26 protein-coding genes are annotated in these 22,702 nt (G+C 70.1%); 15 read left to right on the top strand and 11 right to left on the bottom strand.

Annotated elements, in window-relative coordinates:
- Positions 1-18: 18 nt before the first annotated feature.
- From AB0B39_RS15925 to AB0B39_RS15910, 4 genes are read right to left on the bottom strand one after another with little or no spacing between them, the layout of a single operon-like run.
- The gene (locus AB0B39_RS15925; RefSeq protein WP_234583837.1) at positions 19-1,005 is read right to left on the bottom strand and encodes an ABC transporter permease; all 987 of its coding nucleotides are present in this window, start codon (positions 1,003-1,005) and stop codon (positions 19-21) included.
- Between the two features lie 10 nt (positions 1,006-1,015).
- A complete protein-coding gene (locus tag AB0B39_RS15920; RefSeq protein ID WP_357494296.1) occupies positions 1,016-2,023 on the bottom strand; it encodes an ABC transporter permease in 1,008 nt (335 codons plus the stop codon).
- On the bottom strand, positions 2,020-3,126 hold the full coding sequence (locus tag AB0B39_RS15915; protein WP_357574638.1) for a dipeptide ABC transporter ATP-binding protein: 1,107 nt from the start codon (positions 3,124-3,126) through the stop codon (positions 2,020-2,022). Before AB0B39_RS15915 ends, AB0B39_RS15920 begins: the two co-directional genes overlap by 4 nt.
- Entirely contained in the window at positions 3,123-4,178 is a 1,056-nt protein-coding gene (locus tag AB0B39_RS15910; RefSeq protein WP_357574737.1) for an ABC transporter ATP-binding protein, read from the bottom strand. The genes AB0B39_RS15915 and AB0B39_RS15910 overlap by 4 nt, the downstream gene beginning before the upstream one ends.
- A 268-nt stretch (positions 4,179-4,446) precedes the next feature.
- Here AB0B39_RS15910 and AB0B39_RS15905 point away from each other — a divergent pair, with 268 nt between their 5' ends.
- From AB0B39_RS15905 to AB0B39_RS15880, 6 genes are all read left to right on the top strand, one after another.
- On the top strand, positions 4,447-4,995 hold the full coding sequence (locus AB0B39_RS15905) for a Uma2 family endonuclease (RefSeq protein WP_357494300.1): 549 nt from the start codon (positions 4,447-4,449) through the stop codon (positions 4,993-4,995).
- A gap of 32 nt (positions 4,996-5,027) precedes the next feature.
- Positions 5,028-6,464 (top strand): TldD/PmbA family protein, encoded by a 1,437-nt coding sequence (locus tag AB0B39_RS15900; protein ID WP_234583841.1) that lies wholly within the window; start codon positions 5,028-5,030, stop codon positions 6,462-6,464.
- A 144-nt stretch (positions 6,465-6,608) separates the two neighbouring features.
- Complete coding sequence (locus tag AB0B39_RS15895; protein WP_357574736.1) at positions 6,609-7,991, top strand: metallopeptidase TldD-related protein; 1,383 nt, start codon at positions 6,609-6,611, stop codon at positions 7,989-7,991.
- Positions 7,992-8,237: 246 nt separating this feature from the next.
- Positions 8,238-9,044 (top strand): hypothetical protein, encoded by an 807-nt coding sequence (locus tag AB0B39_RS15890; protein ID WP_234583842.1) that lies wholly within the window; start codon positions 8,238-8,240, stop codon positions 9,042-9,044.
- Between the two features lie 12 nt (positions 9,045-9,056).
- The gene (locus tag AB0B39_RS15885) at positions 9,057-10,985 is read left to right on the top strand and encodes a fumarate reductase/succinate dehydrogenase flavoprotein subunit (protein ID WP_234583843.1); all 1,929 of its coding nucleotides are present in this window, start codon (positions 9,057-9,059) and stop codon (positions 10,983-10,985) included.
- Entirely contained in the window at positions 10,982-12,049 is a 1,068-nt protein-coding gene (locus tag AB0B39_RS15880) for a succinate dehydrogenase/fumarate reductase iron-sulfur subunit (protein ID WP_357494305.1), read from the top strand. The genes AB0B39_RS15885 and AB0B39_RS15880 overlap by 4 nt, the downstream gene beginning before the upstream one ends.
- A 132-nt stretch (positions 12,050-12,181) precedes the next feature.
- Here AB0B39_RS15880 and AB0B39_RS15875 read toward each other — a convergent pair whose 3' ends face one another.
- Positions 12,182-12,622 carry a (deoxy)nucleoside triphosphate pyrophosphohydrolase gene (locus AB0B39_RS15875; protein ID WP_357574637.1) on the bottom strand — a complete coding sequence of 147 codons (441 nt, stop codon included), beginning with the start codon at positions 12,620-12,622 and terminating at the stop codon, positions 12,182-12,184.
- 183 nt (positions 12,623-12,805) lie between these two features.
- On the opposite strand from AB0B39_RS15875, the gene AB0B39_RS15870 reads away from it, so the two are divergent.
- Positions 12,806-13,114, top strand: coding sequence for a 4a-hydroxytetrahydrobiopterin dehydratase (locus AB0B39_RS15870; protein WP_007464924.1), 309 nt, complete (start codon positions 12,806-12,808; stop codon positions 13,112-13,114).
- On the opposite strand, the gene AB0B39_RS15865 is transcribed toward AB0B39_RS15870, so the two are convergent.
- Positions 13,101-13,523 (bottom strand): VOC family protein, encoded by a 423-nt coding sequence (locus AB0B39_RS15865; RefSeq protein WP_357494309.1) that lies wholly within the window; start codon positions 13,521-13,523, stop codon positions 13,101-13,103. The genes AB0B39_RS15870 and AB0B39_RS15865 overlap by 14 nt on opposite strands.
- A complete protein-coding gene (locus AB0B39_RS15860) occupies positions 13,520-13,873 on the bottom strand; it encodes a DUF1801 domain-containing protein (protein WP_357494311.1) in 354 nt (117 codons plus the stop codon). The genes AB0B39_RS15865 and AB0B39_RS15860 overlap by 4 nt, the downstream gene beginning before the upstream one ends.
- Positions 13,874-13,988: 115 nt before the next feature.
- Between AB0B39_RS15860 and AB0B39_RS15855 the strand changes: the two genes are divergently transcribed.
- The 5 genes from AB0B39_RS15855 (at position 13,989) to AB0B39_RS15835 (ending at position 18,048) form a co-directional block, all read left to right on the top strand.
- A complete protein-coding gene (locus AB0B39_RS15855; protein WP_357494313.1) occupies positions 13,989-14,873 on the top strand; it encodes a LysR family transcriptional regulator in 885 nt (294 codons plus the stop codon).
- A gap of 122 nt (positions 14,874-14,995) precedes the next feature.
- A complete protein-coding gene (locus AB0B39_RS15850; RefSeq protein WP_203147864.1) occupies positions 14,996-15,358 on the top strand; it encodes a PH domain-containing protein in 363 nt (120 codons plus the stop codon).
- 229 nt (positions 15,359-15,587) lie between these two features.
- Positions 15,588-16,319 carry a class I SAM-dependent methyltransferase gene (locus AB0B39_RS15845; RefSeq protein ID WP_357494315.1) on the top strand — a complete coding sequence of 244 codons (732 nt, stop codon included), beginning with the start codon at positions 15,588-15,590 and terminating at the stop codon, positions 16,317-16,319.
- Positions 16,320-16,427: 108 nt separating this feature from the next.
- The gene (locus tag AB0B39_RS15840) at positions 16,428-16,637 is read left to right on the top strand and encodes a hypothetical protein (protein WP_357574636.1); all 210 of its coding nucleotides are present in this window, start codon (positions 16,428-16,430) and stop codon (positions 16,635-16,637) included.
- Positions 16,638-16,722: 85 nt separating this feature from the next.
- On the top strand, positions 16,723-18,048 hold the full coding sequence (locus AB0B39_RS15835; protein WP_357574635.1) for an MFS transporter: 1,326 nt from the start codon (positions 16,723-16,725) through the stop codon (positions 18,046-18,048).
- Here AB0B39_RS15835 and AB0B39_RS15830 read toward each other — a convergent pair.
- The gene (locus AB0B39_RS15830; protein WP_357574634.1) at positions 17,978-18,421 is read right to left on the bottom strand and encodes an SRPBCC domain-containing protein; all 444 of its coding nucleotides are present in this window, start codon (positions 18,419-18,421) and stop codon (positions 17,978-17,980) included. The genes AB0B39_RS15835 and AB0B39_RS15830 overlap by 71 nt on opposite strands.
- A 126-nt stretch (positions 18,422-18,547) precedes the next feature.
- On the opposite strand from AB0B39_RS15830, the gene AB0B39_RS15825 reads away from it, so the two are divergent.
- The gene (locus AB0B39_RS15825; protein WP_357574633.1) at positions 18,548-18,922 is read left to right on the top strand and encodes a VOC family protein; all 375 of its coding nucleotides are present in this window, start codon (positions 18,548-18,550) and stop codon (positions 18,920-18,922) included.
- Between the two features lie 56 nt (positions 18,923-18,978).
- Here the strand turns inward: AB0B39_RS15825 and AB0B39_RS15820 are convergent, their stop codons facing one another.
- A complete protein-coding gene (locus tag AB0B39_RS15820; protein WP_357574632.1) occupies positions 18,979-19,791 on the bottom strand; it encodes a class I SAM-dependent methyltransferase in 813 nt (270 codons plus the stop codon).
- A gap of 363 nt (positions 19,792-20,154) precedes the next feature.
- On the opposite strand from AB0B39_RS15820, the gene AB0B39_RS15815 reads away from it, so the two are divergent.
- Positions 20,155-20,628, top strand: a complete 474-nt coding sequence (locus AB0B39_RS15815; protein ID WP_357574631.1) for a hypothetical protein — start codon at positions 20,155-20,157, stop codon at positions 20,626-20,628.
- Positions 20,629-20,746: 118 nt separating this feature from the next.
- On the opposite strand, the gene AB0B39_RS15810 is transcribed toward AB0B39_RS15815, so the two are convergent.
- Positions 20,747-20,989 carry a hypothetical protein gene (locus AB0B39_RS15810; protein ID WP_357574630.1) on the bottom strand — a complete coding sequence of 81 codons (243 nt, stop codon included), beginning with the start codon at positions 20,987-20,989 and terminating at the stop codon, positions 20,747-20,749.
- A gap of 172 nt (positions 20,990-21,161) precedes the next feature.
- On the opposite strand from AB0B39_RS15810, the gene AB0B39_RS15805 reads away from it, so the two are divergent.
- Positions 21,162-21,443: a tyrosine-type recombinase/integrase gene (locus tag AB0B39_RS15805; protein WP_357574629.1), complete on the top strand. Its 282-nt coding sequence runs from the start codon at positions 21,162-21,164 to the stop codon at positions 21,441-21,443.
- Positions 21,444-21,479: 36 nt separating this feature from the next.
- Here the strand turns inward: AB0B39_RS15805 and ychF are convergent, their stop codons facing one another.
- The gene (ychF, locus tag AB0B39_RS15800) at positions 21,480-22,565 is read right to left on the bottom strand and encodes a redox-regulated ATPase YchF (RefSeq protein ID WP_234583858.1); all 1,086 of its coding nucleotides are present in this window, start codon (positions 22,563-22,565) and stop codon (positions 21,480-21,482) included.
- Positions 22,566-22,702 lie beyond the last annotated feature (137 nt).

The raw sequence follows: 22,702 nt of genomic DNA, 5'->3' as shown, positions 1-22,702 counted from the left end.
CGGTGACCGTCCAACACGTCAGCGCAGCCGGACCCGGGGGTCGATGGCCGCGTAGAGCAGGTCCACCAGGACGTTCGCCAGCACCACGAAGACGGCCGCGATCAGCACGGTGGCCATGATGGTGGGCAGGTCGCCGGAGCGCACCGCGTCCACTGCCGTACGCCCCAGCCCCTGGATGCCGAACGTCGTCTCGGTGATCACCGTGCCGCCCAGCGCCCCGCCCACGTCCAGGCCGGCGATGGTCACCACCGGGGTGATCGCCGCGCGCAGCGCGTGCCGCCCGTACACGGTGGGTTTGGCCAGGCCCTTGGCCCGTGCGGTCCGGACGAAGTCCTCCGACAGCGTCTCCAGCATCTGCGCCCGCGACAACCGGGCGTAGATGGCCGAGAAGAGGAAGGCCAGCGCCACCCAGGCGAGCACCAGCCCACTGGCCCACTTCGCCGGATTGTCGAACAGGGAGGTGTAGCTGGGCACCGGCAGCAGCCGCAGGTTGTAGACGAACACCAGCAGCAGCACCGCGCCCACGAAGTAGAGCTGCAACGACGCGCCGGTCAGTGAGAAGCCGATGGCCAGGCGGTCCAGCCAGGTGCCCCGGCGCAGCGCCGAGATCATGCCCAGCCCCACCCCGAGCAGCAGCCAGAGGATCGCCGCGGGGATCACGATGCTCAGCGTCACCGGCAGCACCCGGGCGATGGTGTCCGAGACCGCCTCGTTGGAGACGTACGACCAGCCCAGGCAGGGGGCGTCGCACCGGCCGCCCTGGGCGCTGCCCAGGTCACGACCGGTGACGATGCCCTTCATGTAACCGGCGTACTGGCTGATCAGCGGGTCGTTGAGGCCCAGGTCGTCGCGGACGCGCTCGAGCCGCTCCGGGTTGCAGTTCTTCGGGCACATGCCGGTCACGGGGTCACGCGGCAGGGCGAAGAACATCAGGAAGGTCAGCACGCTCACCGCGAACAGGGTCAGCGTCGCGGAGAGCAGCCGCTTGATCAGAAACCGTGACATGAGTCCACCCCTACCGGGACGACTTCGGGTCGAGCGCGTCCCGCAACGCGTCGCCGAAGAGGTTGAAGGCGAACACCAGCGCGAAGATCGTGATGCCCGGGAAGAACACGTACGCCGGGTCGGTCTGGAGGAAGTCCAGACTGTCGTAGATCATCCGGCCGAAGCTCGGCGTCTCGTCGCTGAGCCCGACGCCGATGAACGACAGCGCGGCCTCACTGGTGATGAACTGCGGCACCGCGAGGGAGAACGAGACCAGGATCGGCGCCCAGATGTTCGGCAGGAGCTGCCGGAAGATGATGTGCCCCAACCCGGCGCCGCTGGCCTTGGCCGCCTCCACGAACTCCCGCTCGCGCAGGGCGATCACCTGCCCGCGTACCAGCCGGGCCGTGCTGGTCCAGCCGAAGATGGCGAACACGGCGATCAGCACACCCACCCCGAAGGCGGACGACACCTGCCCCCGCTCGCCGTAGAAGCGCAGCGTGATGGTGGGGGTGAGCGCCAGCGCGATGATCAGGAACGGCATGGCGAGGGTCAGGTCGGTGATCCAGTTGATCACCGCGTCGAGCCAGCCGCCCAGGTAACCCGCGAGCGCACCGAGCACGATGCCGATCGTGGCGGTGATCAGCGCCGCGGCGAACGCGATGAACAGCGACGTCCGCAGCCCGTAGATCAACCGGATGAAGATGTCCCGGCCCAACCCGGGCTCCAGCCCGAACCAGTGGTCCCCGGTGACACCGCCGACGTAACCCAGCGGCATGCCGAAGCCGTCCAGCAGGTTCTGGAACTGCTCGCGCGGCCCGATCCCGTACACCATCTCGACCAGCGGGGCAGCCAACCCCAACACCATGAAGAACACCAGGAGTACGCCGCTGACCACCGCCGTCCGGTCGCGGCGTAGCCGCAGCCAGGCGAGCTGACCGGGTGAACGCCCGACGACACCCTTGATCCCGGGCCCGCCCGCGTCCGCGCTGGACTCGATCTCGGCCAGCGCCACACCCTCCACCGGGGAAAGGCTCACGACGACACCTCCTCGTCGACCTGGGCGGCCGGCCCGGCCGCGACGGCTGCCGCACCCTCCGGGCTCTTGCCGGCCGTTTCCCCTGCGGGGCTCGGGCTGGCCACGTCCCCTTCCGGGCTCGGGCTGGCCGCTTCCCCTTCGGGGAAGTGACACGCGGTGGCCTGCCGGCCGCCGTCGCGCGGCACCAGCGCCGGCGCCTCGGTGGCGCAGATGTCCTGCGCCTTCCAGCACCGGGTGCGGAACCGGCAGCCCGACGGCGGGTCCAGCGGGGTGGGCACGTCGCCGGTCAGCCGGATCCGGCCCGCCGGGCCGAGCTGCGTGACGTCCGGGATGGCCGAGAGCAGAGCCCGGGTGTACGGATGCTGCGGGCGCTCGTAGATGTCCGCCCGGTCGCCGAGCTCGACGATCCGCCCCAGGTACATGACCGCCACCCGCTGGCAGAAGTGCCGGACCACGGCGAGGTCGTGCGCGATGAACACGAACGCCAGGCCCAGCTCCCGTTGCAGGTCGCGCAGCAGGTTGACGACCTGCGCCTGGATCGAGACGTCCAGGGCGGACACCGGCTCGTCGGCGACGATCAGCTTGGGCCGCAGGGCCAGCGCGCGGGCGATGCCGATGCGCTGGCGCTGGCCGCCGGAGAACTCGTGCGGATACCTGTTGTAGTGCTCCGGGTTCAGCCCGACCAGTTCCAGCAGCTCCTGCACCCGCGCCTTGATCCCGCCCGGCGGCTTGATCCCGTTGACCTGCAACGGCATCGCCACGATCCGGCCCACGGTGTGGCGGGGGTTCAGCGACGCGTACGGGTCCTGGAAGATGATCTGGAGTTCCTGGCGCAGCGGGCGCAGCTCCCGTCGCCCGGCGTGGGTGATGTCCCGCCCCTCGAACTCGATGCTGCCGGCGGTCGGCTCCAGCAGCCGCACCAGCATCCGGCCGGTGGTCGTCTTGCCGCAGCCGGACTCCCCCACCAGGCCGAGCGTCTCGCCGGGGCGCACGTCGAAGTCGAGACCGTCGACCGCACGCACCAGGCCGGTGCCGCGCAGCCCCTGACGGACCGGGAAGTGCTTGGTCAGCCCGCGCACGCGCAGCAGTGGTTCGTCGGTCATCGGGCCACCCCCACTGATGCCACGTTCTCGGCGTAGATCGCGGTCCGTTCCTCGGCGCTCAGGTGGCAGGCCACCAGGTGGCCGTCCGCCCCGGCCGCGCGCAGCTCGGGCACCTGGGTGCGGGACCGGTCGCCGGCGCGGTCGTCGTAGCGGCAGCGCGGGTGGAAGGCGCAGCCGGTCGGCAGGTTGATCAGGCTGGGCGGGTTGCCGGGAATGGGCACCAGGTCCGCGTCCGCGTCGCCGTGCAGCGACGGCACGCTGGAGAGCAACCCCCAGGTGTACGGATGCTGCGGCGAGCGGAGCACCTGCTCGACGCTGCCGTGCTCGACGGCGCGTCCGCCGTACATCACCAGCACCTCGTCGGCGACCTGGCCGACGACGCCGAGGTCGTGGGTGATCAGGATGATCGCGGAGTGGAACTCGGCCTGGAGGTCGGCGAGCAGGTCCAGGATCTGCGCCTGCACGGTGACGTCCAGCGCGGTGGTCGGCTCGTCGGCGATCAGCAGCGCGGGGTCGTTGACCAGGGACATCGCGATCATCGCCCGTTGGCGCATCCCGCCGGAGAACTCGTGCGGGTACGCCTCGAAGCGGCGGGCCGCCTGCGGGATGCCGACCCGGTCCAGCATGTCCACCGCGCGCTGGCGGGCCTCGCGGCGGTTGGCCTTCGGGTGGTGCACCCGGTACGCCTCGGCGATCTGCCGGCCGACGCTGTAGTACGGGTGCAGCGCGGACAGCGGATCCTGGAAGATCATCGCCATGTCCCGGCCGCGCAGCCGGCGTACCTCCTCGTCGGACAGGCCGACCAGCTGCCGGCCGCCGACGGAGATCTCGCCGGTGATCGTGGCCCGCTTGGGGTCGTGCAGGCCGAGGATGGCCAGCGACGTGACGCTCTTGCCGGAGCCGGACTCGCCGACGATGCCGAGAGTGCGGCCCCGCTCGACGGCGAACGACACCCCGTCGACCGCGCGCACCACGCCGTCGGAGGTGTCGAACCGGACCCGCAGGTCACTCACCCGCAGGTAGGCGTCCTGGTCGGAGCGCTGCGCCGGCACGGCGGGACGGTCGTCCGGGTCCCCGGACGGCGACGGTTCCGAGCTGTCCACGGCCACCTCCCTCAGTGACGAAGAGAACTTACAACAAAGTCCCGAGGGTGAAAATAAGCTACAAAGTCGGCACGTGTCAGCGGGCCCGAGCGTAACGAGTCCGCATCGGCCCTGAACAGCCCTCACCTCGGGCATTCATGGTTTTCAGCGCACGTCAGGTGCGATCATTGGCCGAGCTTTCGGTAGAGGATGCCCGTGACACGAGGTGGAGGTGACGATGACCGCGGCGGTGTTCAACCACGAAGGCCCGTGGAGCGAAGAGGAATACCTCGCCCTCGGCGAGACGCAGCAACGCGTCGAACTCTTCGACGGGAGCCTCCACGTGACCCCAGCCCCCACCCCCCGACACCAGAACATCTCCGGCGAGCTACGCGCGGTGCTACGAGTCCCGGTTCGCGAAGCCGGCCTGCACGTCCTGGAAGCTGTGAACGTCCGCCTCCGGCCCGGCCGGATTCCGATCCCCGATCTTGTCATCACCGGCCCGATCGACTTCGACGAACTCAATGTCGAGGCGGGGGACGTGCGGCTGGTCTGCGAGATCATCTCGCCGAGCAACGCGTCGACTGACAAGGTGCTCAAGATGCACTACTACGCAGCCGCCGGCATCGAGTGGTATCTGCTGGTCGAGCAGGACAGCGGCACCATGCACCTGTACCGGCGGCGGGGCGGCCACTACACCGAGCAGTCCGTAACCCGACCGGGCGACCTGTTGATGCTCACCGAGCCGGTGAAGGCCACCATCCGGCCGGAGGATCTGCTCCCCTGACGGGTGTCGGTCGACTGGCCTAGGGTCGGTCCATGACCGAGTTCGACGCGGCCAGCGCCGCCGTCCAGGCCGCCCTCGACGCGGGAGCGCGGTACGCCGACGCGCGGGTGATGCACCGCCGCTACGAGTCGATGACCGCGCGCAACGGCGACGTGGAGGAACTGACCCAGGACGAGAGCATCGGGCTGGGCGTCCGGGCGTTGGTCGGCGCGAGCTGGGGCTTTCACGCCGTACCCGATCTGTCGGACGCCGCCGCCCGCGACGCCGGCCGGCGCGCGGCCCGGACCGCGATGGCGAGCGCGCGGGTGCCGGGCCCGCCGGTCGACCTGGTCGCGGTCGAGGCGGTCGCGGCGAGCTGGGCCTCGGACTGCCGGATCGACCCGCTCGGGGTGCCCCTGTCGGACAAGGGCGACCTGCTGGTCGCCGCGACCCGCACGATGGCCGAGCACGGAGCCGACCTGGCCGAGGGGCTCTACCAGATCTGGGACACCGCGAAGTGGTTCGTCTCCAGCGAGGGCCACCGGATCGACCAACGGATCCGTGAGTGCGGCGGCGGCATCTCGGCCACCTCGATCGGTGACGGCGAGACGCAGCGGCGCTCCTGGCCCAGCTACCGGGGGCAGTACGGCACCACCGGCTGGGAGCTGGTCGAGTCGCTCGACCTGGCCGCGCACGCCGCGCAGATCGCCGAGGAGTCCCGGGCGCTGCTCACCGCGCCGCAGTGCCCGGCCGGCGAGACGGATCTGATCCTCGGCGGCGAGCAGTTGGCCCTGCAGATCCACGAGTCGGTCGGGCACGCCATCGAACTGGACCGGATCCTCGGCTGGGAGGCCGCGTTCGCCGGCACGTCCTGGCTGGACCTGGCCCAGCTCGGCTCGCTGCGCTACGGCTCCGAGCTGATGAACATCACCATCGACCCGACGATCCCCGGCGCGCTGGGCAGTTTCGGCTTCGACGACGAGGGTTCCCCCGCGGTCAAGCGGGACGCGGTGCGCGACGGTCGCTGGGTGGGAGTGCTCGCCGGCCGGGACTCGGCCGCAGTGGCCGGCCTCGACTACGGCGGCAGCGTCCGCGCCGACGGGTGGGCCCGACTGCCGATGGTGCGGATGACCAACGTCGGCCTGGAACCGGGCCCGCACACCCTGGAGGAGATCATCGCGGCGACCGACGACGGCGTGCTGATGGACCTCAACCGGTCCTGGTCGATCGACGACAAGCGACTCAACTTCCAGTTCGGCTGCGAGGTCGGTTGGGAGATCAAGAAGGGTCGCCGGGGGCGGATGCTGCGCAATCCCACGTACACCGGGATCGGCCCGTTGTTCTGGCGCTCGATGGACATGCTCTCCGGCGAGACGGTGCCGTGGGGGACGCCCAACTGCGGAAAGGGCCAGCCGGGCCAGATCGGGCACACCGGCCATCCGGCCGCGCCGGCCCGCTTCCGCAACGTCCGCGTGGGGGTGTCAGCGTGAGCGCGAGGAGTGAGCCGGTTTTGCGAGCCCCGCAGTCGCGAACAGAAGGCGGTTCCGCGTGAGCGCGAGGAGTGAGCCGGTTTTGCGAGCCCCGCAGTCGCGAACAGAAGGTGGTTCAGCGTGAGCGCGAGGAGTGAGCTGGAGCTGGCCGGGCAGGTCATCGAGCTGGTTCGGCGCCTCGGCGGGCCGGCCGCGCAGGCCGAGGCCGTGGTGACCCGGGCGGATCTGGCACTGACCCGGTTCGCCAACTCGGCCATCCATCAGAACGTCGCCGAGTCCACCGTCGGGGTCCGGCTGCGGGTGCACGTCGACGGGCGCACCGCCACCGGCAGCGGCAGCGTGGTCACCACCGACGGGTTGGGTGCGCTGGTGGAGCGCACCCTGGCGGCGGCGCGGCTCTGCCCGCCCGACCCGGGCTGGCCGGGGCTGACCCCGCCGACGCCCGCGCCGGACGCCCCGCCCGTCGACGAGGCCACCGCCCACGCCGAGCCGGACCAGCGGGCCGACCGGGTCGGCGCGTTCGTGGCCGCCGCAGGTGGCCTCACCACGGCGGGCTACTGCCGCACCGCGCACCGCTCGTCGGCGTTCGCCAACTCGGCCGGGCACACCGCGTACGGTCGCTCGGCGGAGGCGGCGATGGACGGCATCGCCCGGCGCGACGGTGCGGACGGGGTGGCCCGACGCTGCGTCGACCGGCTGTCCGACCTCGACGGTGCGGAGCTGGGCGCGCACGCCGCCGCGAAGGCACAGGCGGCGGCCGATCCGGTCGAGCTGCCGCCGGGGCGCTACGAGGTGGTGTTCGAGCCGGCCGCCGTGGCGGACCTGCTGCAGAACCTCTCCTGGTTCGGCTTCAACGGCAAGCGGTACGCGGAGCGGCAGTCCTTCGCCGAGCCGGGCGCGGCCCAGTTCGACCGGCAGGTGACCCTGGTGGACGATCCGCTCGGCGCGTCGGGTCTGCCGTTCGATGCCGAGGGCACCGGCCGGCGGGCGGTGACCCTGGTCGAGGCGGGCACCACGCTGGCGGTCGCGCACGACCGCAGGACCGCCGCCGAGGCGGGCGCGCAGTCCACCGGGCACGCGATCGCCGGCGGTGCCACCTGGGGTCCGATGGCCCGCAACCTGCGGCTCTCTCCCGCGGCGGCGGGCCCGGCCAGCGCGGTGGGCCGGAGCACCACTGGCGCGGCGGCCGGCGCGGTGGTGGACACGGACACCGCCGCCCTGGTCGCCGGAGTGCGACGCGGGCTGCTGGTCACCGATCTGTGGTACACGCGGGTGCTCGACCCGAAGAGCCTCGTCGTTACTGGGTTGACCCGCAACGGGGTCTGGCTGATCGAGGACGGCACTGTCGTCCGGGCGGTCCGCGACCTGCGGTTCACCGAGTCGTACCCCCGGGCGCTGGGGCCGGGCGCGGTGCTCGGGCTGGGCTCGCGGGCGGTGCGTCAACCGGACCGGGTGGACGGCGCCTGGTGGGCGGCGCCGTCGGTGCGGCTCGCGTCCTGGCACTTCACCGGCGGCGCCTCCGGCTGACGTTCCCGACGACGCGCCGCACAACCCGCGCACTGAGGGCTTTTCCGCAGGCCAGACACACGGGACACTCCCTTGCGCGGACGGCCCGCAGAGATCGGCGTAACGTGTGTCACTTAGCTGCGTCGGTCGATCCGGCGTGGTCGTTGGTGTGCGCATGACGTGGCAGCGGGTGCGGGTTCGCCGGTCCGCGTGCCGACCGGAGAGAGACCAGCCCGCCCGTACGGGCCCGTCGAGGAGACGACTCGAATGACTTCAACGGCAACGAGGCCGCGGGGAGCGCGGGCGCGCGCCGCCATCGCGGCGAAGACGTTGCGTACCGACCGCTGGTGGTTCGCCCCGCTGATCACCGTGATCGGTCTCAGCGCCTGGGTGGCGTACGCGACGGTCCGGGTCTTCATGCACAAGTGGTACTGGGTGGACCAGTTCCACTACCTGACCCCGTTCTACTCCCCGTGCGTGACGGACCGGTGCGTCGAGCAAGCCTCGCACTTCGGCCGGTTCCTGCCCGGCTGGTGGATCATCCCGGACGCGGCGCTGACCCTGCCGTTCCTGCTGCTGTTCCGGCTCACCTGCTACTACTATCGCAAGGCGTACTACCGGTCGTTCTGGCTGTCGCCGCCGGCCTGCGCCGTCCCGGACGGGCACAAGGAGTACGGCGGTGAGACCCGCTTCCCGCTGCTCGGCCAGAACCTGCACCGCTACTTCTTCTACGCCGCCGCGATCATCTCGCTGATCAACACGTGGGACGCGATCCTCGCCTTCCATTCGCCGAAGGGTTTCGGCTTCGGCCTGGGCAACCTCGTCCTGCTGCTCAACGTGGTGATGCTCTGGGCGTACACCATCTCCTGCCACTCCTGCCGGCACATCATCGGCGGGCGGCTCAAGCACTTCTCCAAGCACCCGGTGCGCTACCGGGCCTGGACCTTCGTCTCGGCGTTGAACGTCCGGCACATGCAGCTCGCCTGGATCACCCTCGGCACCCTCGCGCTTACCGACTTCTACGTGATGGCGCTCGCGGCCGGCTGGTTCAACGACCTGCGGTTCATCAACTAAAGGGCCCCTGACATGACCACTACCACTCGCATCGAACGACACCACTACGACGTCGTCGTCATCGGGGCCGGCGGCGCCGGTCTGCGCGCGGCCATCGAGGCCCGGCTCGCCGGCAAGAAGACAGCGATCATCTCGAAGTCGCTGTTCGGCAAGGCGCACACGGTGATGGCCGAGGGCGGCGCCGCCGCCGCGATGGGCAACGTGAACAGCCGGGACAGCTGGCAGGTGCACTTCCGCGACACCATGCGCGGCGGCAAGTTCCTCAACAACTTCCGGATGGCCGAGCTGCACGCGAAGGAGTCGCCGCAGCGGATCTGGGAGCTGGAGACGTACGGCGCGCTCTTCGACCGCACCAAGGACGGCAAGATCTCCCAGCGCAACTTCGGCGGGCACGAGTACCCGCGCCTCGCGCACGTGGGCGACCGGACGGGCCTGGAGCTGATCCGCACCCTCCAGCAGAAGATCGTCTCGCTCCAGCAGGAGGACAAGCGCGAGTTCGGCTCGTACGACGCCCGGATCCGGGTGTTCTCCGAGACGACAATCACCGAGCTGCTGCTCGACGGCGACCGGGTCGCGGGCGCCTTCGGCTACTACCGCGAGTCCGGCGAGTTCATCCTCTTCGAGGCGCCGGCCGTGGTGCTGGCCACCGGCGGTGTCGGACGCTCCTACAAGGTCACCTCGAACTCGTGGGAGTACACCGGGGACGGGCACGCGTTGGCGCTGCGCGCCGGGGCGACCCTGATCAACATGGAGTTCCTCCAGTTCCACCCGACCGGCATGGTCTGGCCGCCCTCGGTGAAGGGCATCCTGGTCACCGAGTCGGTGCGTGGTGACGGTGGGGTCCTGAAAAACTCCGAGGGCAAGCGGTTCATGTTCGACTACGTCCCCGACGTCTTCCGCAAGCAGTACGCGGAGACCGAGGAGGAGGCGGACCGCTGGTACACCGACCCGGACAACAACCGCCGCCCGCCGGAGCTGCTGCCCCGCGACGAGGTGGCCCGCGCGATCAACAGCGAGGTCAAGGCCGGCCGGGGCTCCCCCGCGGGCGGTGTCTTCCTGGACATCGCGAGCCGGCGCTCGGCCGACGAGATCCGCCGCCGGCTGCCCTCGATGTACCACCAGTTCAAGGAGCTGGCCGACGTCGACATCACGGCCGAGCCGATGGAGGTCGGGCCGACCTGCCACTACGTGATGGGTGGCGTGGAGGTCGACCCGGACTCGGGTGCCGCCTTCGGCCACGTACGCGGTCTGTTCGCCGCCGGTGAGGTCTCCGGCGGCATGCACGGCTCCAACCGCCTCGGCGGCAACTCCCTGTCCGACCTGCTGGTGTTCGGCAAGCGGGCGGGCGGGCACGCGGCCAGCTACGCCGACGGGCTGTCCGCCCGGCCGAAGGTGGCCGTGGACGCGGTCGAGGCGGCCGTGGAGACCGCCCTGGCGCCGCTGCAACGGGACACCGGCGAGAGCCCGTACACCCTCCAGCAGGACCTCCAGGCGGTCATGGGAGATCTGGTCGGCATCATCCGACGCGAGGGCGAGCTGGCCGACGCGCTGGTGCGACTGGCCGAGCTGCGCGAGCGGGTGGCCAAGGTGAGCGCCGCCGGCGGCCGGCGTTACAACCCGGGGTGGCACCTGGCCCTGGACCTGCGCAACATGCTTGTGGTCTCGGAGTGCACCGCGAAGGCGGCGCTGGAGCGGCAGGAGTCGCGCGGCGGGCATACCCGGGAGGACTATCCGGCGATGGAGCCGAAGTGGCGGCAGGTCAACCTGGTCTGCTCGCTGGACGGCGACAGCGTACGGCTGACCCGCAAGCCGCTGCCGAAGATGCGGGCGGAGCTGATCGGCCTCTTCGACCGGGCCGAGCTGGCCAAGTACCTCACCGACGAGGAGCTCGCCGACTTCGACGCTTCCGTCGCCGACGCTGGAGAGGCGGACAACCGATGAGCGCGAAGCGTCAGTTCCGGATCTGGCGGGGCGACGAGACCGGCGGCGACCTGCAGGATTACATGGTCGAGGTGAACGAGGGCGAGGTCGTCCTCGACGTCATCCACCGCCTGCAGGCCACCGACGCGCCCGATCTGGCCTGCCGGTGGAACTGCAAGGCCGGCAAGTGCGGCTCCTGCTCGATGGAGATCAACGGCAAGCCGCGACTGGGCTGCATGACCCGGATGTCGACCTTCGGCGACGACGAGACCGTCACGGTCACGCCGCTGCGGACCTTCCCCGTCATCCGGGACCTGGTCACCGACGTCTCGTTCAACTACGAGAAGGCGCGGGAGACCCCGGCGTTCGCCCCTCCGGCGGACGTCGCCCCGGGCGACTACCGGATGCAGCAGGTCGATGTCGAGCGCTCGCAGGAGTTCCGCAAGTGCATCGAGTGCTTCCTGTGCCAGAACGTCTGCCACGTGATCCGCGACCACGAGGAGAACAAGCAGGCGTTCTCCGGCCCGCGGTACTTCATCCGGGCGGCCGAGCTGGACATGCACCCGCTGGACGCCCGGACCGACCGCAAGGAGTACGCGCAGGCCGAACAGGGCCTCGGTTTCTGCAACATCACCAAGTGCTGCACCGAGGTCTGCCCCGAGCACATCAAGATCACCGACAACGGGATCATCCCCATGAAGGAACGCGTCGTCGACCGCAGGTACGATCCCCTTGTGTGGCTTGGTAGCAAGATCTTCCGTCGGGGCGAGACGCCCCAGACCAGCGTGACCACCGCCCGTCAGGGCTCGGCGACGTCGTCGGGTGCGACCCGGGGCGGGTTGCACTCGCACGCGGGTGGCTCGCACGACCAGCGGGCCGAGGCGCAGGCGCAGGCCGGCGTCAACTGGGACCGGGAGGTGCCCCACCCGACCGCGCCGGCGGTCGACGACCGGGGCCGGCTGCCGCTGACCGAGCTCACCTTCGACCGGGCCGCCGCGCCGTCGCCGTTCGGCGACGACGTGAGCTTCCCGCTGCCTCCGGAGCACCTCAACTTCGCGCACCCGGATCAGGACGACAAGCACTGAGCAAGACCACCCGAACGGGGGCCCCGGCAATAGCCGGGGCCCCCGTCCCATTCCCCCCAACCCCCGGCTGACGCCGTTGATCATGAAGTTATTGCCCTGGGCGACCGGCGTGTCGCGGCAATAACTTCATGATCAACAAGTGCGGAGGCGGGGGCGCAGGGCGGCGACTATCGGTGCGTCGGCGGGGAGCCAGGTGACCTCGTCCAGCTCGTCGGCGGCCAGCCAGCGCAGCGCCTGGTGCTCCAGCGCCTGCGGCTCGTCGTCGTGCAGGAGGCTGGCCGCGTACACCTTGAGCACCGAGCGGCCGTGCGCCATCCGGACGTCGCGGCCGACCCGGTCGCCGATCTCCACGCGTACGGCCAGCTCCTCGGCGCACTCCCGGATCAACGCGTCGGTCTCGGCCTCACCCGGCTCGACCTTCCCGCCGGGGAACTCCCACATTCCGGCCACCTCTGGTGGGGCGGAACGCGCACAGGCGAGCACCCGTCCGTCCCGGATGATCGCGGCTCCCACGATCACCTTCGGGTCCCGTCGTTCGGCCTGCCCGCCGCCATTAGCCCGTTCGGTCTGCACGGGCGTCCAGGGTGCCAGATCAATCGGCGGTTTGGGTACCGACGCCGTCCGCTAGGCCAATAGAACACGGAAGTGTGGGCGTGGACACCTTTACCGAGCGACGACAGACTAGAAGGCACCGACAAGACACGGGATGGCGACGATTTGGCCACAAGCCGGCAACGGCGCTTGGGGGGTGCGGTGATGCGCGTGCTGTTCAACAGCCGAGCCAAGCACGACTACCTGTCCGACGCGTTGACCTTGCTAACCGGTTGGACGCGGGAGGGTGAACAGATCCGGCGGACGCTCGTGATCGACGATACCCAACACGCGGCGCTGACTGAACGGGTCAAGGTCGTCGCCGACGCTCTGCACCTGCGTCCCGAGATCAGCCGCCGGTCCGACAGCACCCAGATCCGGGTCGGGCACGGCAACGACGAGCCGCTGACCGAGGGCGAGGTCCTGCTGGCCGCCCGCATCGAGGACGCCTACCGGGCGGTCACCGAGTCCTGACGCCCGACTCGGCGGCCACCTCCACGTCCTGCGGATACCAGCGCAACTCCACCACGTTGCCGTCCGGGTCGCTGACGTAGATCGAGGTCGCCGAGCCGCGTGCACCGAACCGGTCGACCGGCCCGGTCAGCACCGTGAAGGCACCCGATTCGACCACCCGCGCCCAGTCCAGCGGTGCCACCACCAGGCAGAAGTGGTCGACGTTGGTGCCGTGCCGGCCGCCCTGGACGAGGTCGATGATGCTGTCGCGGCTGACCCGCACGGACGGGAACGGCGCGGTGGCCGCGCGCCACTCGTCGACCCGTACCGGCGCCAGGCCGAGTTGACCGCAGTAGAAGCCCAGTGCCCGTTCCACGTCGGCGACGGTCAGCACCAGGTGGTCGAAGCCGGTCACCCGCACCGCGCTCACCTCTTTTCCAGCTCGGCTGCCGCGCGCAGCCAGTCGGTGAACAGGGCCGGGTCGATGTCGGCCACAGTGCGCAGTTTCACCGCCGCCATCGTCCCCGCACCGGGAACCAGCCGCCCAGCCGGGTCGGCGATCTCCTGCCCGCGCCACAGCCCGAACGCGACGTACGACCCGTACGCCTTGAGCAGGCAGACCGGCCGCTGGCCGACCCGGGCGCCCAACCCCCAGACCGGGTGGCCGTGCCAGATCCCGCCTGTCGCACCGGGCAGGGCCGCCGTGATGATCGGCGTCAGTTTCTCCCCTGTCTCGCGCAGTGGGTCGGCCAGGCCGGCCAGGTAGTCCTCGATGCTCATGTCGCAGCCCTTCTGTCAGGTGTTCCCTGCCGCGTTCACGATCCCCGCACGGCGGACGCCGACCAAGACCCGATGCCGCTACGATCGTTGCCCACAGGTCAACGGTGGGAGCGACGTGCTGGAGCGGTACGAGGTCGAAACGTTCCTGACGCTCGCCGAGGAACTGCACTTCGGCCGGACCGCCGAGCGGCTGACGGTCAGCACCGGGCGGGTGAGCCACGTGATCAAGAAGCTGGAGCGTCGGATCGGTGCGCCGCTGTTCGCCCGCACCAGTCGGGTCGTCCGACTCACTCCGATCGGCCGGCAACTCGCCGACGAACTGGCCCCCCTGGTCGCCGGCATGGACGAGGCCGTCCGGCGGGCTGTCGACGCCGGCCGGGGCGTCACCGGGACACTCCGGGTGGCGTTCCTCGGCGAGTGGACCGCTCCCGTGCTGCTACGGGCCGTGGCCCTGTTCGGCGAACGGCATCCCGACTGCCGGGTGGAGATGCACGAGGCGCAGCTGTCCAACACCCGGTCCGGGCTGCTCGACGGCTCGACCGACGTGTTGATCGCCTCGTTCCCGTTCGACGGGATGGCCACCGGCCCGGCGCTGCTCTCCGAGGGCCGGGCGCTGGCGGTGGCGGCGGGTCACCCGCTCAGCCGGGAGGGCTCGGTGTCGCTGGAGGTGCTCGCCGATCACCCGGTGGTGCAGTACCCGGCGGTGACCTCGGCGGAGTTCAAGCGGGACCGCACCCCGGAGCGCACCCCGACCGGCCGCCCGGTTCCGAAGGGCCCGATCGGGAACACTTTCTCGGAGATGCTGTCGTTGGTAGCGCTGGGCCGGGGCGTACTGCCGGTGGGTGAGCACACGCTGCGCTACTACCCACGCCCCGACGTGGCGTACGTGCCCATCCACGACGCGCCACCGATCGAACGCGGGCCGGTCTGGCTGCCCAGCAACACCACCACCCGGGTACGCGAGTTCGTGCGCGCCGCTACCGACGCGAACGCGTCGTGAGGCACGGCGAGTTCCAACATCCCGCCTGGTCGCTGTCTACGAGCCCGTCGGCCACGGCGACGGTGAGTTCGTGGTCATCGCCCGGGCCGGCGGGTTGGCACCGGTTTTCTAGCCTGGAACGCATGGCGAACATCGCGTACGACCGCAAAGAGCAGGTCCAGCAGATCGAGAGCGGCCTCCTCGACGGCGAGCAGATCATCGCCGTCTACGACGCCGTCGGCACCGGCACCGGGTTCATCGGGCTGACCGACCGCCGGGTGATCATCCAGGACCGTTCCTTCGTCGGGAAGCGGTTCGCGATCACCAGCATCCCGTACTCGAAGATCACCAGCGTGAGTGTGGTCAGCAACAAGTCCTGGGGCGGCTCGTTCTTCTCCACCGGAGCGATCGCCATCCACGTCGGCACGCACACCTACGAGGTCGAGTTCCGTGGTGCGCAGAAGAGCCACCACGTACACAACGTGATCCTGCACCACATCTCCTGACCCGAAGTCCCGCCACGGGCCCGGCCGGCGTAATTGCCTTGCCGGGCCCGTGGCGTCTCTGGTGTCCTCGGTCCACCGCCGCGCGAAAGGAGCAGCCGACATGCCCCACTCGACGAAGTCCCTCCGACCCGACCTCATCCGATCCGAGGAATCGAGACTTCGTGAGCAGAACTGCTCCCCTGACCTCGGCGCCGTCGCGCGCCATTGACACCGACCCCGGAGGCCGCTGATGTCGGTCTTCGACGATCCCGGCCTCTTCGGCCGGCTGTGGGCCGCCGACTACGACGGCCCCGGTAACCCTGACCCGCTGCCGGCTGTGGACTTCCTGGCCGAGCTGGCCGATGGCGGACCGGTCCTCGAACTGGCGATCGGCACCGGCCGCGTCGCGCTGCCACTGGCCGAGCGTGGCCTCACCGTGCACGGCATCGAGGGGTCCGCGGAGATGCTGGCGCAGATGCGGGCCAAGCCCGGCGGCGACCAGATCCCCGCGGTCGTCGGCGACATGGCCGACGTGGCAGTGCAGGGCCCGTTCCGCTTGGCGTACCTGGTCTTCAACACCCTGTTCAACCTGGTGGACGCCGAGCGGCAGGCGGACTGTTTCCGCAACGTCGCCCGGGTGCTGTCGCCGGGCGGCGCGTTCGTCATCGAGACGTTCGTACCCGACCCGCGCAGCTTCGACGCCGACGAGCAGGTGCAGGTCCGCGAGGTGACCGAGGACTCCGCGACGATCCGACTGCACCGGTACGACCGGCCGGCGCAGCGGTTCATCCGGCAGACGATCACCTTCGACGGTGACGGTGTGCACCTGAAGCCGTTCGCCATGCGCTACGCCTGGCCGCACCAGATCGACGAGATGGCGCGGCAGGCCGGGCTCCGGCTCACCGAGCGGTACGCCGACTGGCACCGGCGGCCGTTCCAGGCCGACAGCCCGTCACACATCTCCGTCTACCGGACGGAGTAACGGCGGTTGGTCGACTCCGGTTCCGGGAATCCAGGGCATCGAGGCCCTTGATCCCCCGACGTCAAGGAGCCGGAGTCGATCTCCGCCCGCGGAAAGGGAGACGCCGCCATGAGCAGACGGGCCATCCAGGCAGTCCTGGCCCTGTCGGTCGTCCTGATGGCCACCGGCATCATCCTGAAGGTGACCGGGGACGGCGGCGCCGACACCGCCGGCGCCTGGGCGGTGTCGCTCGCCTCGGTGGGTTCGATCGTGGCGGCCGTCGGCTCGTCCTTCCGGGCCTCCCGCGACGGCGACAGCCCAGACCGGAAGTCTGGCTGAGATCCGGCCACGTTCCGCTTCAAGCGGATTCTGCTGGCAGCAGTCCCCGCTGGTCTGCGCGGCCACCACAGGGTCAGCTGGCACCATGCCACTACAGCCCGCCCGCCTCCTGCGCGCCTCGCCCTACCGGCCGGTGGTGAGTCACCCACTGCTCAGACGGATCCTGCCCGGTCTGGCCGTGTCCGCTCTCGGCGACGGCATGGCGCTGGTCGCGGTGACCTGGCTTGCCATCCAGCTCGCGCCGCAGGGCCAGCACGGCCCGTGGATCGCGGTCGCGGTGGCCGCGTACACCCTGCCCAGCGCGGCCGGGACGGTCATCTTCGGTCGGTTGCTGCGCGGGCGCAGCGGCGCTCAGCTCGCCGGTTGGGACGCGATCCTGCGGGCCGCCGCGCTCGCGGCGATCCCGATCGCCCACCTCGCCGGCATGCTCACCATCGGGCTGTACGTCGTCCTGCTCGCCGCGTCCGCACTACTGCACTCGTGGGGCTCCGCCGGACGGTTCACGCTGATCGCCGAGCTGCTGCCCCAGCGCCACCACCTGCCCGCCAACGCGGTGCTCACCACCATCTCCGGGTTCGCCACCATCGTCGGTCCTCCGCTGGCGGGCATCCTGATCGGCTGGGCGGGCCCGGTGTGGGTCATCGCCGTCGACGCCGCGACGTTCGCCGTGCTGGCGCTCACCTATCGCCTCGCCCTTCCCGCCACCGGGACGATCCATTCGTACGAGCGCGGCGCCTCACGTACCGCCGGCCTCGCGGTCATCCGCCGTCAGCCGGCGCTGCTGGGCCTGCTGGTGCTGAGCGTCGCGTTCTTCTTCCTCTTCGGCCCGGTGTACGTCGCCATGCCGCTGCACGTCACCGACGACCTGCACGCGTCCGCGACGCTGCTCGGTGCGTACTACACCGCCTTCGGCGCCGGTGGCCTCGTCGGCGGCGTGGTGGCCGGGCACCTTCGCCACTGGCCGCTACGGGCCACCACCATCGGCATCGTCATCGGGTTCGGCGTCGCCATGCTGCCCCTCGGCCTGGGCATGCCCATCGGCCTGTCCCTGCCGGCGTTCGCCCTGGCGGGCCTGATCTGGGCGCCGTACATGTCCACGTCGATGGCGTTGTTCCAGCGCAGCGCGTCCACCGAGCAGCTGCCCGCGGTGCTCGCCGCGAACGGCGCCGTCCTCGTGCTCGCGGTGCCGCTCGGCACGATGCTCGGCGGCCCGCTGGTCGGCGCCGTCGGCGCACGTCCGACGCTGCTGCTCTGCGCCGTGGCGATCGTCGTCCTCGGCCTGGTGGCTGCCGGGTTCAGCCTGGCACGGCGGGATGGGACGGGTTCGGGCGCCACTGAGGTCAGTGCCCGTCGCCGATCTGGACGTCGTCCGGCGCCGGCCGGCCGCGCCCCGTCTCCACCAGCTCCTTGAGACTCATCAGGAAGATCGCCCACTTGGTACTGCACTCGTGCATGAGTTCGGTCGGCTCGCGCCAACCCGTGTGCGTGAAATCAACGATCGTGTACCTCCCACGCTGGTTGAAGCGCCAGTTCACCTCGGTGCCGATCCACTCGTCGGGGCCACCGGTGACCCGCCACCGCACCCGTCCGGCCGGGTCCAGCTCGATGATCTCCAGATCGAACCCGCCGTCGGCACCGAACCGGACGGCCAACTGCCCGCCGACCTCGTCCTTTCCGGTCGTGTCGATCGACCACCAGCCCGCGACGCCCTCGGGAGTCGCCACCGCTTGGTAGACGTCGCCGAGCGGGGCGACCACGCCGACCTGATGCAGAATGTCCACCACTTCAGACTCCTTCGCCTCAACTACCTGCAACCTTTGGTTGCGTCACCATACGACGACCGCCCACCGTCGTGCAACCTTTTGTTGCGCCTCACGATCCCGTCGTACCCGAGGCACACAATGCGGTGCATGTCTGAGTCAGCGCCGCAGCGGCACCACACCATCGACTACATCGAGTTCACCGTGACCGACCTCGCCGAGGCCAAGCGGTTCTACGCCGACGCGTTCGGCTGGCAGTTCACCGACTACGGGCCGGGGTACGCGGGCATCCGCAGCCCGCACGGTGACTCCGCACCGGAGGTGGGTGGCCTCCGCCTGGACGAGGAGGTGCGGACGGGCGGCCCGCTGGTGCTGCTCTACTCAGGTGACCTGGACCGGTCCGTGCAGGCGGTGAAGGAGGCCGGGGGTCAGGTGGTCAACGGACCGTACGAGTTCCCTGGGGGCCGCCGGTTCCACTTCACCGACCCCAGCGGCAACGAGTTGGGCGTCTGGGCCGAGCAGTAGCGCGCCGGGCGGCTCGGGGCCGGCGACGGCGGAGTCTCGGTGGCCGACTGAGCCCGTCAGCGCCGGCGGGCGCGCAGCACGCCGGTCAGCATCGGCAGGTCGAACTCGCCCTCGGCGGTCTCCGGCCTGCTCCCGAGGAAGTCGCGGATCCGGCCGAGCGTGGCCTCCCGGTCCGGTTCCGGCATGACCAGCATTCCGGCCCGGGTCCCGAGTGTCGCGACGAGGGAATCGGCGGTACGGCGCTGACCATGCGGAAACTCGGCCTGCTCCGACGAATCGAACCGGGAGGCCAGGCCGGTGCTCGGAACGAGCATGGCAGCGGTCGCCGCGCGCCAACTGGTGAGCGTGTCGCGCGGGCCGATCGCCGCACTCCCGCTGACCCCTTCGAGCTCGGCGACCCAGTCGATCCGGTCGTCCATGATGTTCCACAGGCCCGCCAGCACGCCTCCGGGTGCGAGGACCCGGGCGATCTCCGGCCCCGCGACGGCCATGTCGAACCAGTGCAGGGCGTTGCCGGCCAGCACGGCGTCGACCGACGCGTCCGGCAACGGGATCGCCTCGGCGCTACCCGGCAGGGCACGAACGGCAGGCATCACACGGCGCAGCTCGGCGAGCATCGCCGGGTCGGGTTCGACAGCGACGACGTCCGCGCCAACGGCCACCAGCGTGTGGGCCAGCTTGCCGGTGCCGGCGCCGAGGTCGAGCACTCGCGGGCCGGGCGCGAACTCAAGCGCCCACCGCACCGCGGCCTGCGCGTAATCCGGGCGGTGCTCGGCGTACGCGGACGCCGCCGACCCGAACGACGAACTGAGCAACGTCCGTTCTCCCACCGGGCACCGTCCTTCTACCTGTCCACGCCGGACCCACATCCTCCCCCAACTTCTGGATGTCGGGGTGTCCGAGCCGTCCGGATACCCCGGCTTCCAGGAATCCGAGTCGATCAGGCCCGCTGTGGACAACGGCCGCGGAAGGGACGGCCGGGTTCAGACGTTGAAGCGGAACTAAGGGCCGCTGTACCGCTGCCAACGCGATCAGCCTTCGACGCCTGCTCGTGCGGAGTCTCGGGGCTGCCACCGCTCAACACTGCTTGACGACGTTTCGCGGTGTCTTGTGCCCCGTCTGTGCCCCAGAACCGCCGTCGAATGGATACCCACCCTTGCCCGCGTCCCCGAGCTTGCTCACCGTCGTAAACGCCTTGGTCTGTGATCCGTGCACCGCTTAGCCTCTCCGGCATGGAGCAGCTACGCGACCTTGCCGTCCGGCTGGCCGTGGATGAGCCGGTCGGCGATGACCTGCCGATGGCGGCTGCTCACGCACTAACCCGAAGCGTTGACTCTCCGAGCTTGCGTGAGCTCGCGGGTCTTTCGAAGGGCCAGTCACGGGAAGCCGTTGACCTGTTCCGCCAAGCGATGGACGAGCTCGGCTGTCCGGTCCCGGACAAGAGCGGCGCCCGGCTACACCTCATGCGTGAGGCAGCAGCGAACATAGTTGCCGGAAAGGGCGACCCCGAGGACCTGGCCCACGAGATTTACTGGCAGGCGTGCTACACCGGAGTGCCGGAGCTTCGAGCGGTGGGCGATCGCTTCTTAGAGCTGTACGCCGGGTGGGGTGCAACGAATGACCAGGCAGAGGAAGCGGTAGCGGCCATGAAGGCAGCGGCGCAGTCGTTCCTTTGCAACCATCCAGCAGATGATTTGACTCCTTGACCCCCAGGCAACCAACACAGAGCCGTGACCTGCCGCTCTCTGGCTCGTGAGCTGCTATGACGATCCCCGAGAGTCCACGCTCGTCCACCCATGTGTGTGCCGGTCGTCAACCAGCTAGTCACTCATCCACATCAGCACTGTTCACGGCGGCCTCGAAGGCATCGGGCCTCGTCCGCCGTAGAAGCTCGCACCGCTCGGCGAAGATGTCGAACGCTCGTTGGAGGCTGCACACCTTGGCCTGGCGAATCGCCTTGACCGCCAGGACGTGCCGCCCTTGCACGATGAGGTCGTCGATCGACTGCCAAGCGTCCACGCGGCCATCATGCAGGACGACTGTCAGCTTGGGAATCGGATTGCTCACGGTGATGAGTGGTCGTCCCGCCTGGCTGCGGAGCATGGAGGGGGACCGGTCGATGTCGTGAGACAGGCCGCTGTTGACCCCTGCTGACCGCTCCATCGGGCACGGGTAGGGCACGCCTCGTGGAGCGAACCCCTAACCCCTGCCTTGCGGCCCGGCCGGCGCAAATCCAAGTTTGCGGCGACCTGCGAGCGTTGAGAGCCGTGGATGCTCGGCGGCCGTTAAGCGGGCCGGGCTACCGAAGGGCACCACGAGTCACGACCTGCGGCACCACTACGCCTCGGTTCTGCTGATGCAGGGCGAGTCGGTCATCATGGTTGCCGAGCGGCTGGGGTACGAGAACGCGACCTTGGTCCTGTCGACGTACGGGCACCTGATGCCGGACTCGGAAGAACGCACCCGCCGGTGCGCCGTCGATGACGCGTGGGGTTGTGCCCCCGATGCGCACCCCGGGTGACGACTCAACGGCGTGACCTGCGGGAACAGGACAGATTCAGACGTTGAAGCGGAACTCCACCACGTCGCCGTCCTGCATGACGTACTCCTTGCCCTCGATGCGGACCTTGCCCGCCGCCTTGGCCGCCGCCATCGATCCGTGCTCGACCAGGTCGTTGTAGGAGACCACCTCGGCCTTGATGAAGCCGCGCTGGAAGTCCGAGTGGATGACACCCGCGGCCTCCGGCGCGGTGGCGCCGACCGGGACGGTCCAGGCGCGCGCTTCCTTGGGGCCGGCCGTGAGGTACGTCTGGAGCCCGAGCGTGCGGAAGCCGACGCGGACGAGCTGGTTGAGGCCGGGCTCGTTCTGCCCGATCGACTCCAGCAGCTCGCGGGCCTCCTCCTCGGGCAGGTCCACCAGCTCAGATTCGATCTTGGCGTCCATGAAGACGGCCTCGGCGGGCGCGACCAGGGCGCGCAGTTCGTCGAGGAACGTCTCGTTGGCCAGCTCGGCCTCGTCGACGTTGAAGACGTACAGGAAGGGCTTGGTGGTGAGCAGGTGCAGCTCGCGCAGGTGCTCCAGCTCGATCTTGGCCGCGGCGGCCCCGGAGTAGAGCGTGGTGCCGCCGTCGAGCACCTCGATCGCGGCCTTCGCGGCGGCGACCGCGGCGAGGCGGTCCTTGCGGAGCTTGGCCTCCTTCTCCAACCGGGGCAGCGCCTTGTCCAGGGTCTGCAGGTCGGCGAGGATCAGCTCGGTGTTGATCGTCTCGATGTCGTCGGCCGGGGAGACCTTGCCGTCGACGTGCACCACGTTCGGGTCGGAGAAGGCCCGGACGACCTGGCAGATCGCCGAGGCGTCCCGGATGTTGGCCAGGAAGGCGTTGCCCCGGCCCTGCCCCTTCGACGCCCCACGGACCAGCCCGGCGATGTCGACGAACGACACCGGGGCGGGGAGCACCTTCTGCGAGGAGAAGATCTCGGCCAGCTTGCCCAGCCGCTCGTCGGGCAACCCGACCACGCCGACGTTGGGCTCGATGGTGGCGAACGGGTAGTTCGCCGCCAGCACGTCGTTCTTGGTCAACGCGTTGAAAAGCGTGCTCTTGCCGACGTTGGGCAGGCCGACGATGCCGATGGTGAGACTCACGACGGGCCAGCTTACGCCGGTGCCGGACGTGCGGGTCCAGGCGGCTCCGATTCCACCGGGTCGGACGCTGCGTCCCCTCGCGCATCGGCGGGTCCGGGCGCTGGTGTCCCGTTGCTACCCTCTCGATGTCGGGTGCG

It is taken from the genome of Micromonospora sp. NPDC049114 (assembly GCF_040648635.1).
GTDB lineage: Bacteria > Actinomycetota > Actinomycetes > Mycobacteriales > Micromonosporaceae > Micromonospora.
The sequence above is the reverse complement of the archived record's forward strand: the minus strand, read 5'-3'. Positions and strand labels throughout refer to the sequence as shown.

Excerpts from the sequence above, each read along its gene's own strand:
- AB0B39_RS15925 (WP_234583837.1), bottom strand. The coding sequence starts at position 1,005 with ATGTCACGGTTTCTGATCAAGCGGCTGCTCTCCGCGACGCTGACCCTG.
- AB0B39_RS15900 (WP_234583841.1), top strand. The coding sequence starts at position 5,028 with ATGACCGAGTTCGACGCGGCCAGCGCCGCCGTCCAGGCCGCCCTCGAC.
- AB0B39_RS15815 (WP_357574631.1), top strand. The coding sequence starts at position 20,155 with ATGGAGCAGCTACGCGACCTTGCCGTCCGGCTGGCCGTGGATGAGCCG.
- AB0B39_RS15880 (WP_357494305.1), top strand. The coding sequence starts at position 10,982 with ATGAGCGCGAAGCGTCAGTTCCGGATCTGGCGGGGCGACGAGACCGGC.
- AB0B39_RS15840 (WP_357574636.1), top strand. The coding sequence starts at position 16,428 with ATGAGCAGACGGGCCATCCAGGCAGTCCTGGCCCTGTCGGTCGTCCTG.
- AB0B39_RS15825 (WP_357574633.1), top strand. The coding sequence starts at position 18,548 with ATGTCTGAGTCAGCGCCGCAGCGGCACCACACCATCGACTACATCGAG.
- AB0B39_RS15860 (WP_357494311.1), bottom strand. The coding sequence starts at position 13,873 with ATGAGCATCGAGGACTACCTGGCCGGCCTGGCCGACCCACTGCGCGAG.
- AB0B39_RS15870 (WP_007464924.1), top strand. The coding sequence starts at position 12,806 with ATGCGCGTGCTGTTCAACAGCCGAGCCAAGCACGACTACCTGTCCGAC.
- AB0B39_RS15850 (WP_203147864.1), top strand. The coding sequence starts at position 14,996 with ATGGCGAACATCGCGTACGACCGCAAAGAGCAGGTCCAGCAGATCGAG.
- AB0B39_RS15905 (WP_357494300.1), top strand. The coding sequence starts at position 4,447 with ATGACCGCGGCGGTGTTCAACCACGAAGGCCCGTGGAGCGAAGAGGAA.
- AB0B39_RS15820 (WP_357574632.1), bottom strand. The coding sequence starts at position 19,791 with ATGTGGGTCCGGCGTGGACAGGTAGAAGGACGGTGCCCGGTGGGAGAA.
- AB0B39_RS15890 (WP_234583842.1), top strand. The coding sequence starts at position 8,238 with ATGACTTCAACGGCAACGAGGCCGCGGGGAGCGCGGGCGCGCGCCGCC.
- AB0B39_RS15845 (WP_357494315.1), top strand. The coding sequence starts at position 15,588 with ATGTCGGTCTTCGACGATCCCGGCCTCTTCGGCCGGCTGTGGGCCGCC.
- AB0B39_RS15915 (WP_357574638.1), bottom strand. The coding sequence starts at position 3,126 with ATGACCGACGAACCACTGCTGCGCGTGCGCGGGCTGACCAAGCACTTC.
- AB0B39_RS15835 (WP_357574635.1), top strand. The coding sequence starts at position 16,723 with ATGCCACTACAGCCCGCCCGCCTCCTGCGCGCCTCGCCCTACCGGCCG.
- AB0B39_RS15885 (WP_234583843.1), top strand. The coding sequence starts at position 9,057 with ATGACCACTACCACTCGCATCGAACGACACCACTACGACGTCGTCGTC.